The sequence below is a fragment of the Xanthomonas sp. NCPPB 3959 genome (genome assembly GCF_056675575.1).
On sequence record NZ_JBWWVR010000001.1, the window covers coordinates 623,538 to 639,058 of the forward strand.

Genomic DNA, 15,521 nt, shown 5'->3' on the forward strand with positions numbered 1-15,521 from the left:
CGCGTGCACACACCCGTAGGAGCGCCCCCGGGCGCGATGAAGCATTCCCAGTAACGCCCCATCGCGCCCAGGGGCGCCCCTACACACAGCGCCACGGCACGTTAAACCAACCTACGCACGCCACTCACCCCGCCGCGATCAGCTTGACCAAATCGGCCGGGCTCAGCGGCCTGCTGAACCAGTAGCCCTGGCCCAGGTCGCAGCCGCGATCGCGTAGCAGATTGAATTGCGCTTCCTGCTCGATCCCCTCGGCCACCACCGTGATTCCCAGCGAATGCGCCATGCCGATGATGGCGGTGGTCAGCGCCAGATCGTCCGGGTCGCGCTGCAGGTCGGCAATGAAACTCTTGTCGATCTTGACCCCGTCCACAGGCACCTGGCGCAGATGGCTCAAACCGGAGAACCCGGTACCGAAGTCGTCCAGCCACACCTTCACCCCGGTGCGGTGCAACTGATCGAGCAAGCTGGCGGCCATCATTTCGTCGCCGATCACTGCGGTTTCGGTCAGTTCCAGATGCAGGCGTGCGGCCGGCAATCCGGATTCGGCCAGGCACTCGGCCACGGTGTCGATCAGGTCGCCACTGCGCAATTGACGCGGTGAGACGTTGACCGAGATGAACAAGCCCTCCCCCACTTCCGGCCATTGCGCCGCTTCCAGGCAGGCCGCGCGCAGCACCTTGGGGCCGATCACTTCGATCAGGCCGCTCTGCTCGGCGATATCGATAAAAGTGGACGGCGGAATCGTGCCGAGCGCCGGGTGCTGCCAGCGCAGCAACACCTCCACACCGACCAGCACCCGGTCGATGGTGCGGTAGATCGGTTGATAGACCAGGCGCAGCTCGTCGCGCTCCCACGCCCCGCGCAGCTCATGCTCCATATGCACACGGCGCTCCACCGCATGATCGGCGGCACGGCTGTAGAAACGATGGCAATTCTTGCCGGCGACCTTGGCCTGGTACATCGCGATGTCGCCGTTCTTCAACAGCGCGGTGGCGTCGTTGGCATCGTCCGGGAACAACGTGATGCCGATCGAGGTGCCCAGGAACACCTCGCGGCCCTGCACATTCAACGGCCGGCTCAACTCGTGCACCAGCCGGTCTGCGAGCTGGGCAGCCAGCAGCGTGACATCGCCGCTCTGCAGCAGGATCACGAACTCGTCGCCGCCGAAACGCGCCAGAATCGCATCGTCGCCACCCAATGCACCCACCGCACGGCTGATGCGGCTGGCGAACTGCAGCAGCGCCTCATCGCCGGCCTCGTGCCCGAGCGTGTCGTTGACGCGCTTGAAGTCGTCGATATCGGCAAACAGCAGCGCCAGTTTGCTGTCGGTGCTGCGCGCGGTATTGAGCAGATGGTCCAGGCCTTCGCGAAAGCCCAGCCGGTTGGTCAACCCGGTCAACGCGTCGGTGTAGGCCATGTGGCGCACCTCGCGATCGTGCCGGGCGATGCTTTCGCTCATGCGTCCGAACGCGGACATCAACTCGCCGATTTCGTCGTTGCGCGGATGCGGCGGCAGTTGCACTGCGTAGTCGCCGCGCTCGATCTGCTTGGCCGCTGCAGCCAGCAAGCGCACCGGCGCCACCAGCGTGCGCTGCACGTAGATGGCCAGCAACACACCCAACGCGACCAATGCAGCCAGCAGCACCAGTAGCCAGCCAAGATCGCGCTTGCCGATCGCGTTGAGGTTTTGCACCAGGGTCAGATTCGCGCCGGACTCGATCTTGCGTACCCGCTCGCGCGACATGCCCACGCGCACGCCGCCGATGCGCTGGTCGCCGATCTTGATCGGCACCGTCACATCCAGCACCTCGGGAGAGGATTGCAGCAGCATGGTGCGCGCGCTGGCCGCCTTGGCCGCCAGCGGGTCGTTCATCGTCTGACCGTAGCGCTGCAAAGTCGGCGTGCCGTCGTGCACCAGCCGGCCACGTCGGTCGAACACCAGCACGTAACTCACCACCTGCTGACGCGACGCGTTGCGCACCAATGCACCCACCGCTCCCAGGTCGGAGTAGTACAGCGGATTGGCAAGGCCGGCCGCCAGCTCGGTGGCCAGTGTTTCGCCACGCGAGCGCAGGCTGCGATCGAACAGCTCGTGCAGGATCTGTGCACTGAGCCCGCGCACCTCGCGCTGCATCGCGCTCTGGCGCTGCAGCAAAGAGGCCAGAATCGCGCCGACCAACAACAGCGTCAGCGCCATCACCAACAGAAAACGTGCCTGCAACCCAAAGCGCACCTGAGTCATTCCACCTGGTCCCTGACACGTTGCACACCGGCGCTCAACGCATTCAGGCGTCGGCGGCTGTTGTCATCCAGTGGATGGAATGCGGTGGTGCCAAAAAAGCGCTTCAATGCCGGGCCGGCTTGCGGGTCGGACGCGGCCTGCAGCAAGACGATGCGCAACTGCCGCTCCACCGCCGGGTCCAGCCCGGTACGTACCATCTCCACCGCACGCGGCACCGGCGCACTGCGGTGCACGATGCGGAAGTCGCGCTTGAAGGTCGCCGGCAAGTGGCGTTCGTCGTCCCAATCGGCATTGCTGAAAGCGCCCGCATCGATCAGGCGCTTGTGCACGAATGCGGCCACGTTCAATTTCGTACCGACCATCAAATAACCGACCGACCCCGGCACCTGGGTATCGTCCGGCGACAGCAGCACATCGCAGGCGATGCCGTTGCGCAGCAACTCCAGCATCGGCAGCAGATAGCCACTGGTGGACGAGGCGTTCTGCAACGCAAGAGTGTGACCGCGCAATTGCTTGAGCGACTGGATCGGGCTGTCGCGGCGCACGAAGAACACGGTGTGGAACTCGCGCATGCCGCCGCGCTCGGTCATCACCAACGGATGCGCACCGCCGCGCTGTTCCAGCAGCATCGCCGCACCGGTGGTTTCGCTGACCCAATCGACCCGACCACGGCGCAGATAGCTGGACATCTGCCGCGCATCCGGCGCCATCAGGATTTCGCCACGGCGGATGCCGACCACGCGCATGCGCGGCACCACATAGTCCAGCAAGGGCTTGAGTTGCTCGTAATGGGTGGCGGGATCGTCGCTGATCCGGCCAAGCACCAGGACCGAAGAAGGCGCCGCCGCCGCCGTCACGGCAAAGCCCGCCCCAGCGAGCAGCCAACAGGCAATCAGACACCATCGTAGACCGCGCAAAAAGGACACTCCCTAGAGCCGCCGACAGCCTAGCCGAATCTCTCAAGATGTGACAGACGTCAGTTTCCGGCCCGCTTTGCCAGCATGGCCATGCGCTGGGCATCGGACAGGATGCCGCGCAGCAAGCGCACCTCCTGCTCGCTCATCTCGGTGCGCAACAACAGCCGCCGCAGCTTGCGCATCGCCGACTCCGGCGCGCGGCCCTTGTGGAAATCGATGTCGTCCAGCGTCTCGCCCAACTGGGCAAACATGCCTTCCAGTTGCGCGTGACTGGCGGGGCCTTCGCGCAGTGCGCCGGTGGTGGCTGCCGGCGCCGGTTCCGCCTGGCCCGCTTCCAACTGTGCCAGCCGCACTTCATAGGCCAGCACCTGTACTGCGGCGGCCAGGTTGAGCGAACTGAAAGCCGGGTCTGACGGGATATGCACGGCCGCGTGGCAGAGCTGCAACTCGTCGTTGGTCAGCCCGGTGCGCTCGCGGCCGAACACGATCGCCACTTCGGCCGGCTCGCCGGCCTTGGCCAGGGCTCGGCGTGCGCCGGCGTCCGGCAGCAACTCTTCCAACGCCACCCGGCGCGCGCGGGCGGTGCAGCCGATCACCAGCGTGCAATCGGCCACCGCCTCGCCCAGCGTAGCGAAGACCGGTGCATCGCCGAGCACGTCCTCGGCACCGGCAGAGCGCCGGTAGGCGTCCTCGTCGAGGGCGCGCTCAGGGGCGACCAGCACCAGACGCGAGATCCCCATCGTCTTCATCGCGCGCGCGGCGGCGCCGATATTGCCTGGATGCTGGGTACCGACAAGAACAAAACGGATGCGCTGACTGACGGACATGAACGGAGATTGGGGAGCTGTTCGGTCGTAGATGGTAAACTGCGCGACCGGTTTCGTGCCGGACCGCTCTTTTACCTTCGCCAATTCTTCAATTCTGCCTTCACGGGAGCTTTAACCATGCAGAAACCCGCCGTCACCGTCATGGTCAAAGCCGCCCGCCTCGCCGGCAATGTGCTGTTGCGCGGTATCAACAAGCTCGACTCGCTCAATGTGGTGCAGAAGGGCCGCATGGATTACGCCAGCGAAGTCGATGCCGATGCCGAGAAGGTCATCATCAAGGAACTCAAGCGCGGATACCCCGAGTACGCCGTGTTCGGCGAAGAAGGCGGCGTGCAGGGCGGCAAGAGTGGCCGCTACACCTGGGTCATCGACCCGTTGGATGGCACCAGCAACTATCTGCGCGGCTTTCCGCATTACTGCGTGTCGATCGCGCTGGTGGAAAACGGCGAACCCACCGATGCGGTGATCTTCGATCCGCTGCGCAACGAGCTGTTCACCGCCAGCCGCGGTGCCGGCGCGGTGCTCAACGACCGCCGCATCCGCATTGCCGAACGCAAGGACCTGGAGGGCGCGATGGTCCACACCGGCTTTCCGCCGCGCGAGCGTGCACGCATCAGTGCGCAGCTGAAGTGCGTCGATGCGCTGCTGGTGCAGGCCGAAGATGTGCGTCGCACCGGTTCTGCCGCGCTGGATCTTGCCTATGTGGCCTGCGGCCGCGCCGATGCGTATTTCGAAGCTGGCGTCAAAGCCTGGGATATCGCCGCCGGCGTGCTGCTGGTACGCGAAGCCGGTGGCCGGGTCTGCGACTACAAGGGCGCCACCCCGCCGCGCATGGACAACATGGGCCCGGAAACGCAGCAGATCGTGGCCGGCAACATCAAGATCAGCGATGCGCTGCAGAAGGTCATCGTCAACACCGGCTACGCGCGCGAGTTCGACGCCAAGTTCTGATCTGCGCTCCGGGCAATCGTAGGAGCGCGCTTGCGCGCGATGAAGCTTTCCCAGGGAACGCCTCTTCGCGACCAAGGTCGCTCCTACACAGCAGATTGCGCAAACGAAGAAGGCCGGGATCGCTCCCGGCCTTCTTGCGTTACAGCGTCAACTCAAGAATCAGGCGATCGCAGCGTGGTAGCGGCGCTCGACTTCTTCCCAGTTCACCGCGTTATAGAACGCGCCGATGTATTCCGGGCGACGGTTCTGATACTTCAGGTAGTACGCGTGTTCCCACACGTCCAGGCCCAGGATCGGGGTGTTGCCTTCAAACAGCGGGCTGTCCTGGTTGGCGGTGCTTTCGACCACCAGCTTCTTGTCCGGGGTCACGCTCAACCACGCCCAGCCCGAGCCGAAGCGGCTGACGGCGGCCTTGGTGAAGGCTTCCTTGAACTTCTCGAAACCACCGATGTCCTTGTCGATCGCCTTGGCGACCTCGCCCTTGGGCTCGCCGCCGCCATTGGGCGACAGCACGGTCCAGAACAGCGAATGGTTGGCGTGGCCACCACCGTTGTTGCGCACCGGGCCCTGCAGGTTTTCCGGCAGGCTCTTCAGCTTGGACACCAACTCTTCGACCGGCAGGTCCGCATACTCCGTCCCTTCCAGCGCCGCATTGACGTTGTTGATGTAGGTCTGGTGATGCTTGGTGTGATGGATCTCCATCGTCTGTGCATCGATATTCGGTTCCAGCGCGTCGTAGGCGTAGGGCAACTGCGGAAGGGTGTAAGCCATGCGTGTCTCCTGGACTTGCCGCCCGGCGAAGACCGGGCGTTGCGGGATAAATAGTAGGGACGGCGGCGGCGCTTACCAAGAGTGCTGGCAGGGAAACTTCATCCCATCGCACACCGCGTCGTGTTCGCTGCACACCTTGCACCATGCCCCGGTTACTTGGGCGTGAACCACGCGGGCGTACACATGCCGCGGCGTTCAAAGTCGACACAGTCGTGCGACGGCATACTTGATCTGCTATCTCCACAATCGCTTCCGGATCGTCTTCATGCGCAAGCCCGCTTTGCTGATCGTCGCCATCGTGCTGCTCGTCGCCGGCTTGTGGGGCGTGCGCGTGATGCAGACGCCCAAGCCGCAGTTCGCGCCGCAGCTCAACGCGCCGATCGCCGCAACAGCGCCGCCCGAACAGATGCCTCGGCAGCAGGGTCTTCCGGGTTTTCTACCGACCGAAGCGATGGCCACCATCGTATTGATCCAGCGCGGCGGGCCGTTCCCGCATGCGCAAGACGGCAGCGTATTCGGCAATCGCGAACAGCGCCTGCCCGAGCGCGCGCGCGGCTACTACCACGAGTACACCGTGGAGACGCCCGGCAGCCCTGACCGCGGCGCACGCCGCATCGTCACCGGCGGCACGCCGCCGCAAGCGTGGTACTACAGCGACGATCATTACCAGAGCTTCAAATCGTTCAAAGGCCCCACGCCGGAGCAGGCGCCATGAGCGCAGGCGACTTCGCACTGGACCTGTCCGATCCGCAACAATCAGGCGTCTATCAAGCCAACACCGACGATCTGGACACCATGGCCGCGCTCGCCCGCGACGCCGGCCTGCGCATCCTGCGTGTGGATCTGGCCAGCTGCAGCGACAAGCACATGTTGCTGATGCGCCTGGCCACCCAACTGGACTTCCCGGTCAGCTTCGGTCGCAACTGGGACGCGCTCTCTGATGCCTTGCGCGACCTGGCCTGGCTGCCCGCATCACATGGCTATGCGCTGTTGATCAACGGCGCAGACGCACTGGCGCGCACTGCACCGAACGATCGCAACACCTTGCTGGATATTTTCGATGAAGCCGCCACTGCCTGGGCCGCTCGCGGACTCACATTTGCAGCGTTTGTGGCGCCTGCGAGTGCTTGCGACTGAGAGCGGCTAACAAACCCTCTCTAACGCTGTAGCGATGGCGGCAACGTGTTGGCCGCACCCGCCTTCGTTGGCGAATGACGCACTGTCGGGACTGGCAGCGAAATCTAGATGCGAATCAAAGGCTGGTTAGTCGAGGGCGCGGTGCCCTCACCGCTTGCAGGACACGCCGCAAGTACGTCCATGTAGGCTCGGTGGCGGCATCCATGCCGCCACACGGTCCCGCAATCGGTAAGGGCACCGCACCAGACAGTTAATAGGTTGCCTTGTTCAAAAGCATGCACACCGACCATCTCGACTGGTCCTTGCCCGCCTACCGTCGCGGGACCTTACGCGGCATGGATGCCGCGTAAGAGCCTACACGGACGTACTTGCGGCGTGTCCCGCGATGGTAGGCGGGCAAGGGCCCTGCAGCAAACCCGCAGATCAGCCGCTCTACAAGTCATCTATCAGCTCGCGATGCTTGTTTGCCACGCCTAAAACCCCACAAGACCGGCACGCAGTCGCGCGCCAATCCGGCAATCAACTATCCAGCTCGCTCCAGCGCGCGAACGCCGCATCCAGCTGCGCCTGTGCATCGCCCAGCGCGGCGGTATGCGCGGCCATCGCTGCGCTGTCGCGCTGATAGAAGGCCGGGTCGTTCATCGCATTGGTGAGCGCTGCGACCTGCTGCTCCAGGCTGTCGATCAAGGCCGGCAACTGCTCCAGTTCGCGCGCATCCTTGTAGCTGAGCTTGCGCTTGGGCGCAGCTTCCGCCGGTGCGGCAGCAGGCGCCGCTGGCGTAGTCGCAGCCGCCGTCGCCGATGCCTTGGCAACCGCCATTGCATTGGGCGCCGGGGTGCGACGCTGACGCAGCGAATCGCTATAACCACCAACGTAATCGCCGACCAAGCCCTCGCCTTCCATCACCAGCGTGGAGGTCACCACGTTGTCGAGGAAGTCGCGGTCATGGCTGACCAGCAACAAGGTGCCGGTGTATTCGCCGAGCAGCTCTTCCAGCAGCTCCAGCGTTTCCACGTCAAGATCGTTGGTCGGTTCGTCCATCACCAGCAGGTTGGACGGCTGCGCAAACAGCCGCGCCAGCAACAAGCGATTGCGTTCGCCACCGGAGAGACGAGTGATCGGTGCGCGTGCGCGCTCCGGGGTGAACAAGAAGTCCTGCAGGTACGCATGCACATGCTTGCGCTTACCGTTGATCTCGATGAAATCGCGGCCTTCGGCCACGTTTTCGATCGCACTCCAGTCCTCGCGCAACGTGGATCGGTACTGATCGAAATACGCGATCTGCAGATTGGTGCCGATGCGGATTTCGCCCTGCTGCGCCTGCAGATCGCCCAGCAACAGCTTGAGCAAGGTGGTCTTGCCGCTGCCATTGGGGCCGATCAGACCGATGCGGTCGCCACGCTGGATGATGGTCGAAAAATCCTTGACCATCGTGCGCGCACCGAACGCGAAACCGACCTCCTTGGTCTCGATCACCTTCTTGCCGGACGACTCGCCCTGCGAGACTTCCATGCGTACATTGCCGCTCAGATCGCGGCGCTGGCCACGTTCGTTGCGCATCGATTCCAGACGCCGTACACGACCTTCGTCGCGGGTCCGCCGCGCCTTGATGCCTTGCCGGATCCAGATTTCTTCCTGCGCCAGCATCTTGTCGAAACGCGCATTTTCCTGCGCCTGCGCATTGAGCCGCTCTTCGCGACGGCGCTCGTAATTGGCCCAGTCGCCCGGCCAGCTGGTGACCTGGCCGCGATCGATTTCGACGATGCGCGTCGCCAACGCGCGCAGGAAGCGCCGGTCATGGGTGACGAACAACACGCTGCCGTTCCAGTTCTTCAGGAACGACTCCAGCCAATCGATGGCTTCGATATCCAGATGGTTGGTCGGCTCGTCCAGCAGCAGCACGTCGGGCGAAGACACCAGCGAGCGCGCCAGCAGCACGCGACGCTTCATGCCGCCGGACAAGCGCGCAAACTCCGCATCGCCATCCAGTTCCAGCTTGGTCAGCGTCTCGGTGACGCGCTGATCCAGCGCCCAACCGTCGGCCGCATCGATCTTGGCCTGCACCTTGCCGAACGCATCGCCATCGAACACCTCGGCATGGCTGAGCTGATGGAATTCGGCCAACCAATGGCCAAGCTCGCCCAGGCCATCGGCCACCACCTCGAACACGCTGCCGCCGGTGCCCTGCGGCACCTCCTGCTCCAGCCGCGCGATGCGCACGCCCTGTTGTACGCGTACTTCGCCGTCGTCGGGCTTGAGTTCGCCGGCGATCAGTTTCATCAAGGTCGATTTGCCGGCGCCGTTGCGGCCGATCAGGGCGATACGCTCGCCCGGCTCGATCGTGAGGTCGGTTTTTTCCAGCAACAAGGGGCCGCCGACGCTGTAGTCGACGCTTTGCAGAGTGATTAAAGGCATGGGCCAATTGTACGGGATTGGTTGATTGGGGATTCGGGATTGGTACGAGCGCGCGCTGTTGCGATTGCGAATCCCCAATCCCCAATGCCCAATCCCGGCTAAAATGCGCCATGAACGAATTTTCCGCGCTGCCGCTGTCGCCGGCCCTGGCCCCCGGCATCGACGCCCTTGGCTACACCGTCCTTACTCCCATCCAGGCGCAAAGCCTGCCGCCGATCCTGCAGGGGCTGGACGTCATCGCCCAGGCCCCGACCGGCAGCGGCAAGACCGCTGCCTTCGGGCTGGGCCTGCTGCAAAAGCTAGATCCCGCGCTGACCCGCGCGCAGGCGCTGGTGCTATGCCCCACCCGCGAGCTGGCCGATCAGGTTGGCAAGCAGCTGCGCAAGCTGGCCACCGGCATTCCGAACATGAAACTGGTGGTACTGACCGGCGGCATGCCGCTGGGCCCGCAACTGGCCTCGCTGGAAGCGCACGACCCGCAAGTGGTGGTCGGCACGCCCGGACGCATCCAGGAACTGGCCCGCAAGCGCGCATTGCATCTGGGTGGCGTGCGCACGCTGGTGCTGGACGAGGCCGACCGCATGCTCGACATGGGCTTCGAAGAACCCATCCGCGAGATCGCCAGCCGCTGCGACAAACACCGTCAGAGCCTGCTGTTTTCGGCCACCTTCCCGGACATCATCCGCACGCTGGCGCGCGAGATCCTGAAGGACCCGATCGAAATCACCGTCGAAGGCGCCGACAACGCGCCGGAAATCGACCAGCAATTCTTCGAGGTCGACCCGACCTATCGACAGAAAGCCGTCGCCGGGCTGCTGCTGCGCTTCAATCCCGAATCCAGCGTGGTGTTCTGCAATACCCGCAAGGAAGTGGACGAAGTGGCCGGTTCGCTGCAGGAATTCGGCTTCTCTGCGCTGGCCCTGCATGGCGACATGGAACAGCGTGACCGCGACGAAGTGCTGGTGCGCTTCGTCAACCGCAGCTGCAACGTGTTGGTGGCAAGCGATGTGGCCGCGCGCGGGCTGGACGTGGAAGACCTGGCGGCAGTGGTCAATTACGAGCTTCCCACCGATACCGAAACCTACCGCCACCGCATTGGCCGCACCGCACGCGCGGGCAAACGCGGGTTGGCGCTTAGCTTGGTGGCCTCACGCGAGACCGGCCGCGCGCAGGCGCTGGAAGCCGAACAAGGCCAGCCGCTGAAGTGGTCGCGTGCGCCGTTGGCGACCGCGCGCCCGGCGCAGCTGCCGCAGGCGGCCATGACCACCTTGCGCATCGACGGCGGCAAGACCGACAAGCTGCGTGCCGGCGACATTCTCGGCGCGTTGACCGGCGAAGCCGGACTCTCGGGCGCGGCGATCGGCAAGATCGCCATCTACCCCACCCGCTCCTATGTCGCCATCGCCCGCGCACACGTCGCCAAGGCACTGGCGCATCTGCATGCGGGCAAGATCAAGGGACGCCGGTTTCGGGTCAGCAAGCTGTAATCAGCCGCCTGGCAGGCACCCTGCCGGCCATACGATCAAGCGGAGGTGCTGAAGCGCCTGCCGCACCATCTACGATGCGCATTCTTGCGCATCCATGTAGCCAGACGCGCGAGCGGCAATCTGAATGAATCAGTAGCTCAACGTGGCCAGCAACGGCACGTCATCGGCCCACTTGCTGCGGCCCTGCAGCGCCAGCAACTCGACCAGCACCGCCGCACCGACGATTTCCAGTTCCAGCTGTGCAGCAAGCCCCAGCGCCGCGCGCAGCGTGCCGCCGGTGGCGAGCACGTCGTCGACGATCAACACGCGCGCGCCACGCGGCAACGCGTCCTCATGCATTTCGATGCGATCGGTGCCGTATTCCAGCGCGTATTCTTGGACCAACGTCCGTCCGGGCAGCTTGCCTGGCTTGCGCACCGGCACAAAACCCGTGCGCAGTTCGCGCGCCAGCGCCGCGCCCAGAATGAAACCGCGCGCTTCGATGCCCAGGACCGCGTCCAGCGGCGTGGTGCGCCAGGGCTGCGCCATTTCGTCCAGCGCCGAGGCAAAGTCCGGGCCGTCCGACAGCAGCGGGGTAATGTCCTTGAAGACGATGCCCTGCTTGGGAAAGTCGGCGATGTCGCGGATCCGTTCAGCCCAATGGTTGGGTCCGGAAGAAGTATTGCCGGCGCAGCGGGTGCAGTCAGTCATGGTGGCGATGGCGTCAAGGCCGGTGGGGACGACCCTATTCTAGGCTGCGCAGACCCGTGACGCCGCGTTTACGACATACGTGCATCTGAGTGCGTCAGGAACTGCACGACAGCATCGAACAGCCGGCGCGGTCGCGCGCCCATTCCGGCCGCCGCGCGGCAAACGCATCGCGGCCCGGTTGGTCGTCGTAGGGCCGGCGCATGACCTCGAGCAATTCCTGCACGCCGGAGGGATCGCCCTGCTCTGCCAGATCGATCGCCTGCTGCGCCAGATAGTTGCGCAGCACGTAGCGTGGGTTGGCCAGGCGCATGCGCTCGCGGCGTTGGTCCGGCGATAGTGTGTCTTGACCCAGCCGTGTCGCATAGCGTTGCAGCCATTCCTGCAACTGCCCGGCGTGCGCAAGGCGCTTGTCCTGGTCGTAGAACGCTTCGCGCAGCAGCTCCGGGTCGGGATGCTCCGGCGACCAATCGATCAGGCCACGAAATGTCAGCGTCATGTCCATCTCGCCCGCGTGCATCAATTCACGCAGCGCATCGATCAAGTGCAGATCCTCGTCGCGGCAGTCGGCCAGACCCAGCTTGGCCGCGGTGTCGCGGCGGTCGCAGGCCAGGTAGGTATCGCGGAAGTGGTCCAGCCCCTGCTGCAACGGCGCCGCATCGGCAAACAGCGGCGCCAGCGCCTGCGCCAGGCGTCCCAGGTTCCAGTACGCCACTTGCGGCTGGGTGCCGAAGCGGTAACGCCGGCCCTGCGCATCGGTGGTATTCGGCGTCCAGTTCGGGTCGTAGTCGTCGACCCAGCCGTATGGGCCGTAATCGATGGTCAGACCCAGGATCGACATGTTGTCAGTATTCATCACCCCATGCACGAAACCGACCCGCATCCAGTGCGCCACCATCACGGCAGTGCGCTCGCAGACCTGCGCAAACCAGGCCGCGTACAGATTCTCGCCAGCACCTTCCAACTCCGGGAAATCGCGTGCAATGGTGAAATCTGCCCATTGCCGCAGCAGCGCGCTATCCCCGCGCGCACTGGGCAATTCAAAATTGCCGAAGCGGATGAACGATGGCGCCACTCGGCATACGATGGCGCCGGGCTCGCGCTGCGGCCGGCCGTCGTAAAACATGTCGCGCACCACTGCATCGCCGGTCGTGACTAGGCTCAGTGCGCGCGTGGTCGGCACACCCAGATGGTGCATCGCTTCGCTACACAGGAATTCACGAATCGACGAGCGCAGCACGGCGCGCCCATCGGCGCCGCGTGAGTAAGGCGTGGGACCGGCGCCCTTGAGCTGCAATTCGTAGCGACCACCATCGACCCCGATCGCCTCGCCCAGCGAAATGGCCCGGCCATCGCCCAACTGACCGGCCCAATGCCCGAACTGGTGCCCGCCGTAATTGACCGCCCACGGCTGCATGCCCGGATACAACGCGTTGCCGCCAAACACCTCGGCAAAACGCGCACTGGCAAGCTCGGCCTCGTCCAGCCCGAGTCGTTGCGCCATCTCGGCAGAATAGGCCAGCAGCCCTGGCGCTGCGACCGGCGTCGGCGACACCGAAGACCAGGCAGCGACCACATCCCGGCGACGCGGCCCTTCTTCCGGATCACCAGGCAACTGCTGACGCAGGCGGTTGTCGAACTGGATATCTGTCATGGCGACAAGCCTAGGCCAGAGCGAGTGAACTTCGCATGGGTGAACCGCGCATCCTATTCGCTACCGGCCTCGTATCCCCATTCGAGACACGCTGAACTGCAGCATCCAGCCGCACTCGCACATCACAACAGCCGCAGATTTATTCCTCTTCAATTATTACAGCGACCCTATCCATGCGCTTGCACACTTCCCGCTGGTTTCGCCCTGCCCTTTTGCTCCTCGGCGCGTTAAGCCTGAGTGGCTGCAGCAGCGTGTTCTTCGGCGGCATCAACGCTGCATCCAGCCGCACTGGCGTCATCGAACACCGCAACGAGGTCTTCGACCCGGAGCACGGCCTGGCGCTGGACGTCTACCAACCGCGCGACGCCGTCGATGCGCCGGTGGTGGTGTTTTTCTACGGCGGCACCTGGAAGCGTGGCGCCCGCGCCAACTATCGCTGGGTCGGCCGCTCGCTGGCCCGCGAGGGCATGGTGGTGATGGTGGCCGACTATCGAAAGTATCCGCAGGTCCGACTGGACGGCTTCATGAGCGATGCCGCACAGGCCACCGCCTGGAGCCATCAGCACGCACGCGCCTACGGCGGAGACCCTGCCCGCCTGGCGGTGATGGGCCACTCCGCCGGTGCGCACATCGCCGGACTGCTCGCCACCGATCCACGATGGCTGCAGGCACAGGGCATGCAACCGCGCCAACTCTGCGGTTTCGTCGGCCTCGCAGGCCCTTACGACTTCTCGCCGATGACCGACCCTGAATTGATCCGGATCTTCGGCACTTCACCTGCCGAACAGGAAGCCTCACAACCCATTCGTCATGTGGATGGGGACGAGCCGCCGATGTTGCTGCTGCACGGCGATGCCGACCACGTGGTGGAACCGCGTAACAGCACGGTTCTCGCTGCCGCCGAACAACAGGCGGGGGTCCAGGCGCACCGCATTTTTTATCCAGGAATGGGCCATATGCGTTTGGTGCTGTCACTCCGCAAGGACTCGCAAGTGATGCGCGACACGTTGCAGTTCCTGCGGCAGTGTCGTACGCCCTGAGGTCTGGATGTCCGCGCGCAGATGGTTGCGCGCGGAATTGGGACGTCGGGATTGGGGAGTCGCAAACCCAGACGAATGGCGGCAAGCAAAGTGATCGCTGCTTGCCGCAGCATTACGGCTCGCCAAGCCGCTGCCAGCATTACTCTGGGGACTTGCGCCCCATCAGCTCGAACGGGCCGCCCTTTTTCAGCGCAGCCTGATACGCGGGACGCGCTTCGATCCGCTCCAGAAACGCGCGCAAACGCGGATAATTTTCAAATCCGCCACCACGCGCCGCGGCGGCCTGCACCGGAAAGCTCATCTGAATGTCGGCCGCAGTAAAGCGCTCACCGGCGAACCAGTTGCTGGCCTGCAGGGATTGCTCCATCCAGTCCAGATGCAGCTTGAGTTGCGGGCTGACGAAGCCCGACATCGTCTTGTCCGCAATCGCGCGCGCAATGGGCTTGACGAAAAACGGCATCGGCGCACTGCGAATGCGCGCGAAGATCAGCGTCATCAACAATGGCGGCATCGCCGAGCCTTCGGCGTAATGCATCCAGTAGCGGAACTGCATGCGCTCCGGCGAATCCTGCGGACGCGGCGATGGCGACAGCGCGCATTCGGTGTCGTAGCGTTCGGTCAGATACTCCATGATCGCGCCGGACTCGGCCACGGTCAGATCGCCATCCACAATCAGCGGCGATTTGCCCAGCGGATGGATAGCACGCAATGCGGCCGGTGCCAGCATGGTCTTGGGGTCGCGCTCATGCCGAACGATCTGGTACGGCAGCGCCAGTTCTTCCAGCAGCCACAGCACGCGCTGGGAACGGGAATTATTGAGATGGTGGACAGTGATCATGAGAAGGGCTGCGCGCGGAAAGCGCACATCCTACCCATCCATGCGTCGTCGCCGCGCTCACCCGCGCCTGCAGGCGCCGCGATGCTGACGATGCAAGCGCATTGCTCAAACGACGCCCAATAAAAAACGCCGATCGCTTGCGCGACCGGCGTTTTTGGCAACCTTACGGTTGCAGACGGATTAGACCGCCTGCACCTGGTCAGCCTGCATGCCCTTCTGGCCCTGCACGGCGACGAAGGTGACCTTCTGGCCTTCCTGCAGCGACTTGAAGCCGGTGCCCTGGATGGCACGGAAGTGCACGAACAGGTCCGGGCCGCTTTCCGGGGTGATGAAGCCGAAGCCCTTGGCATCGTTGAACCACTTCACAGTACCGTTTAGACGTTCTGACATTTTACTAACTCCTGAACTATTGATTGATAAATCGCAGCGTCCGAAAAGCCGGAGCTGAGACTGAGTTGCAGGCGTTGGTAAAGCGGAACGATGAAGCGAGATCTGTAACGATCCGGCTGCATCAGGCCACGATTCACGGTGACCCTTGCAAACACAGTGCGTGCA

14 protein-coding genes are annotated in these 15,521 nt (G+C 64.1%); 5 read left to right on the forward strand and 9 right to left on the reverse strand.

Annotated features, from left to right (window positions below):
* Positions 1 to 124: 124 nt before the first annotated feature.
* From AC1KVG_RS02490 to AC1KVG_RS02500, 3 genes are read right to left on the reverse strand one after another with little or no spacing between them, the layout of a single operon-like run.
* Complete coding sequence (locus AC1KVG_RS02490; protein ID WP_481093384.1) at positions 125 to 2,242, reverse strand: putative bifunctional diguanylate cyclase/phosphodiesterase; 2,118 nt, start codon at positions 2,240 to 2,242, stop codon at positions 125 to 127.
* A complete protein-coding gene (locus AC1KVG_RS02495; protein ID WP_023904211.1) occupies positions 2,239 to 3,168 on the reverse strand; it encodes a phosphate/phosphite/phosphonate ABC transporter substrate-binding protein in 930 nt (309 codons plus the stop codon). Before AC1KVG_RS02495 ends, AC1KVG_RS02490 begins: the two co-directional genes overlap by 4 nt.
* Positions 3,169 to 3,218: 50 nt before the next feature.
* Positions 3,219 to 3,986: an RNA methyltransferase gene (locus AC1KVG_RS02500; RefSeq protein WP_006450336.1), complete on the reverse strand. Its 768-nt coding sequence runs from the start codon at positions 3,984 to 3,986 to the stop codon at positions 3,219 to 3,221.
* A 117-nt stretch (positions 3,987 to 4,103) separates the two neighbouring features.
* Between AC1KVG_RS02500 and AC1KVG_RS02505 the strand changes: the two genes are divergently transcribed.
* On the forward strand, positions 4,104 to 4,937 hold the full coding sequence (locus tag AC1KVG_RS02505; protein ID WP_006450337.1) for an inositol monophosphatase family protein: 834 nt from the start codon (positions 4,104 to 4,106) through the stop codon (positions 4,935 to 4,937).
* A 159-nt stretch (positions 4,938 to 5,096) separates the two neighbouring features.
* Here AC1KVG_RS02505 and AC1KVG_RS02510 read toward each other — a convergent pair whose 3' ends face one another.
* On the reverse strand, positions 5,097 to 5,708 hold the full coding sequence (locus AC1KVG_RS02510; RefSeq protein ID WP_016904847.1) for a superoxide dismutase: 612 nt from the start codon (positions 5,706 to 5,708) through the stop codon (positions 5,097 to 5,099).
* A gap of 265 nt (positions 5,709 to 5,973) precedes the next feature.
* On the opposite strand from AC1KVG_RS02510, the gene AC1KVG_RS02515 reads away from it, so the two are divergent.
* Both AC1KVG_RS02515 and AC1KVG_RS02520 read left to right on the forward strand, forming a co-directional pair.
* On the forward strand, positions 5,974 to 6,423 hold the full coding sequence (locus AC1KVG_RS02515; protein ID WP_115040176.1) for a guanyl-specific ribonuclease: 450 nt from the start codon (positions 5,974 to 5,976) through the stop codon (positions 6,421 to 6,423).
* On the forward strand, positions 6,420 to 6,845 hold the full coding sequence (locus tag AC1KVG_RS02520; RefSeq protein WP_115040177.1) for a barstar family protein: 426 nt from the start codon (positions 6,420 to 6,422) through the stop codon (positions 6,843 to 6,845). The genes AC1KVG_RS02515 and AC1KVG_RS02520 overlap by 4 nt, the downstream gene beginning before the upstream one ends.
* A gap of 519 nt (positions 6,846 to 7,364) precedes the next feature.
* On the opposite strand, the gene AC1KVG_RS02525 is transcribed toward AC1KVG_RS02520, so the two are convergent.
* Entirely contained in the window at positions 7,365 to 9,260 is a 1,896-nt protein-coding gene (locus AC1KVG_RS02525; RefSeq protein WP_115040179.1) for an ATP-binding cassette domain-containing protein, read from the reverse strand.
* A 110-nt stretch (positions 9,261 to 9,370) separates the two neighbouring features.
* Here AC1KVG_RS02525 and dbpA point away from each other — a divergent pair, with 110 nt between their 5' ends.
* Positions 9,371 to 10,747 (forward strand): ATP-dependent RNA helicase DbpA, encoded by a 1,377-nt coding sequence (gene dbpA / locus AC1KVG_RS02530; protein ID WP_006452773.1) that lies wholly within the window; start codon positions 9,371 to 9,373, stop codon positions 10,745 to 10,747.
* A gap of 129 nt (positions 10,748 to 10,876) precedes the next feature.
* Here the strand turns inward: dbpA and AC1KVG_RS02535 are convergent, their stop codons facing one another.
* Positions 10,877 to 11,437 (reverse strand): adenine phosphoribosyltransferase, encoded by a 561-nt coding sequence (locus tag AC1KVG_RS02535; RefSeq protein WP_104550041.1) that lies wholly within the window; start codon positions 11,435 to 11,437, stop codon positions 10,877 to 10,879.
* 94 nt (positions 11,438 to 11,531) lie between these two features.
* Positions 11,532 to 13,088, reverse strand: a complete 1,557-nt coding sequence (locus AC1KVG_RS02540) for a protein adenylyltransferase SelO (RefSeq protein WP_481093385.1) — start codon at positions 13,086 to 13,088, stop codon at positions 11,532 to 11,534.
* A 173-nt stretch (positions 13,089 to 13,261) separates the two neighbouring features.
* On the opposite strand from AC1KVG_RS02540, the gene AC1KVG_RS02545 reads away from it, so the two are divergent.
* Positions 13,262 to 14,128, forward strand: a complete 867-nt coding sequence (locus AC1KVG_RS02545) for an alpha/beta hydrolase (protein ID WP_481093386.1) — start codon at positions 13,262 to 13,264, stop codon at positions 14,126 to 14,128.
* Positions 14,129 to 14,267: 139 nt separating this feature from the next.
* Here AC1KVG_RS02545 and AC1KVG_RS02550 read toward each other — a convergent pair whose 3' ends face one another.
* Entirely contained in the window at positions 14,268 to 14,966 is a 699-nt protein-coding gene (locus tag AC1KVG_RS02550; protein WP_481093387.1) for a glutathione S-transferase, read from the reverse strand.
* A 180-nt stretch (positions 14,967 to 15,146) separates the two neighbouring features.
* Positions 15,147 to 15,356: a cold-shock protein gene (locus AC1KVG_RS02555; protein WP_205394530.1), complete on the reverse strand. Its 210-nt coding sequence runs from the start codon at positions 15,354 to 15,356 to the stop codon at positions 15,147 to 15,149.
* Between the last annotated feature and the right edge of the window lie 165 nt (positions 15,357 to 15,521).

Excerpts from the sequence above, each read along its gene's own strand:
- AC1KVG_RS02500 (WP_006450336.1), bottom strand. The coding sequence starts at position 3,986 with ATGTCCGTCAGTCAGCGCATCCGTTTTGTTCTTGTCGGTACCCAGCAT.
- AC1KVG_RS02505 (WP_006450337.1), top strand. The coding sequence starts at position 4,104 with ATGCAGAAACCCGCCGTCACCGTCATGGTCAAAGCCGCCCGCCTCGCC.
- AC1KVG_RS02555 (WP_205394530.1), bottom strand. The coding sequence starts at position 15,356 with ATGTCAGAACGTCTAAACGGTACTGTGAAGTGGTTCAACGATGCCAAG.
- AC1KVG_RS02550 (WP_481093387.1), bottom strand. The coding sequence starts at position 14,966 with ATGATCACTGTCCACCATCTCAATAATTCCCGTTCCCAGCGCGTGCTG.
- AC1KVG_RS02545 (WP_481093386.1), top strand. The coding sequence starts at position 13,262 with ATGCGCTTGCACACTTCCCGCTGGTTTCGCCCTGCCCTTTTGCTCCTC.
- AC1KVG_RS02540 (WP_481093385.1), bottom strand. The coding sequence starts at position 13,088 with ATGACAGATATCCAGTTCGACAACCGCCTGCGTCAGCAGTTGCCTGGT.
- AC1KVG_RS02525 (WP_115040179.1), bottom strand. The coding sequence starts at position 9,260 with ATGCCTTTAATCACTCTGCAAAGCGTCGACTACAGCGTCGGCGGCCCC.
- AC1KVG_RS02535 (WP_104550041.1), bottom strand. The coding sequence starts at position 11,437 with ATGACTGACTGCACCCGCTGCGCCGGCAATACTTCTTCCGGACCCAAC.
- dbpA (WP_006452773.1), top strand. The coding sequence starts at position 9,371 with ATGAACGAATTTTCCGCGCTGCCGCTGTCGCCGGCCCTGGCCCCCGGC.
- AC1KVG_RS02515 (WP_115040176.1), top strand. The coding sequence starts at position 5,974 with ATGCGCAAGCCCGCTTTGCTGATCGTCGCCATCGTGCTGCTCGTCGCC.
- AC1KVG_RS02490 (WP_481093384.1), bottom strand. The coding sequence starts at position 2,242 with ATGACTCAGGTGCGCTTTGGGTTGCAGGCACGTTTTCTGTTGGTGATG.
- AC1KVG_RS02510 (WP_016904847.1), bottom strand. The coding sequence starts at position 5,708 with ATGGCTTACACCCTTCCGCAGTTGCCCTACGCCTACGACGCGCTGGAA.
- AC1KVG_RS02520 (WP_115040177.1), top strand. The coding sequence starts at position 6,420 with ATGAGCGCAGGCGACTTCGCACTGGACCTGTCCGATCCGCAACAATCA.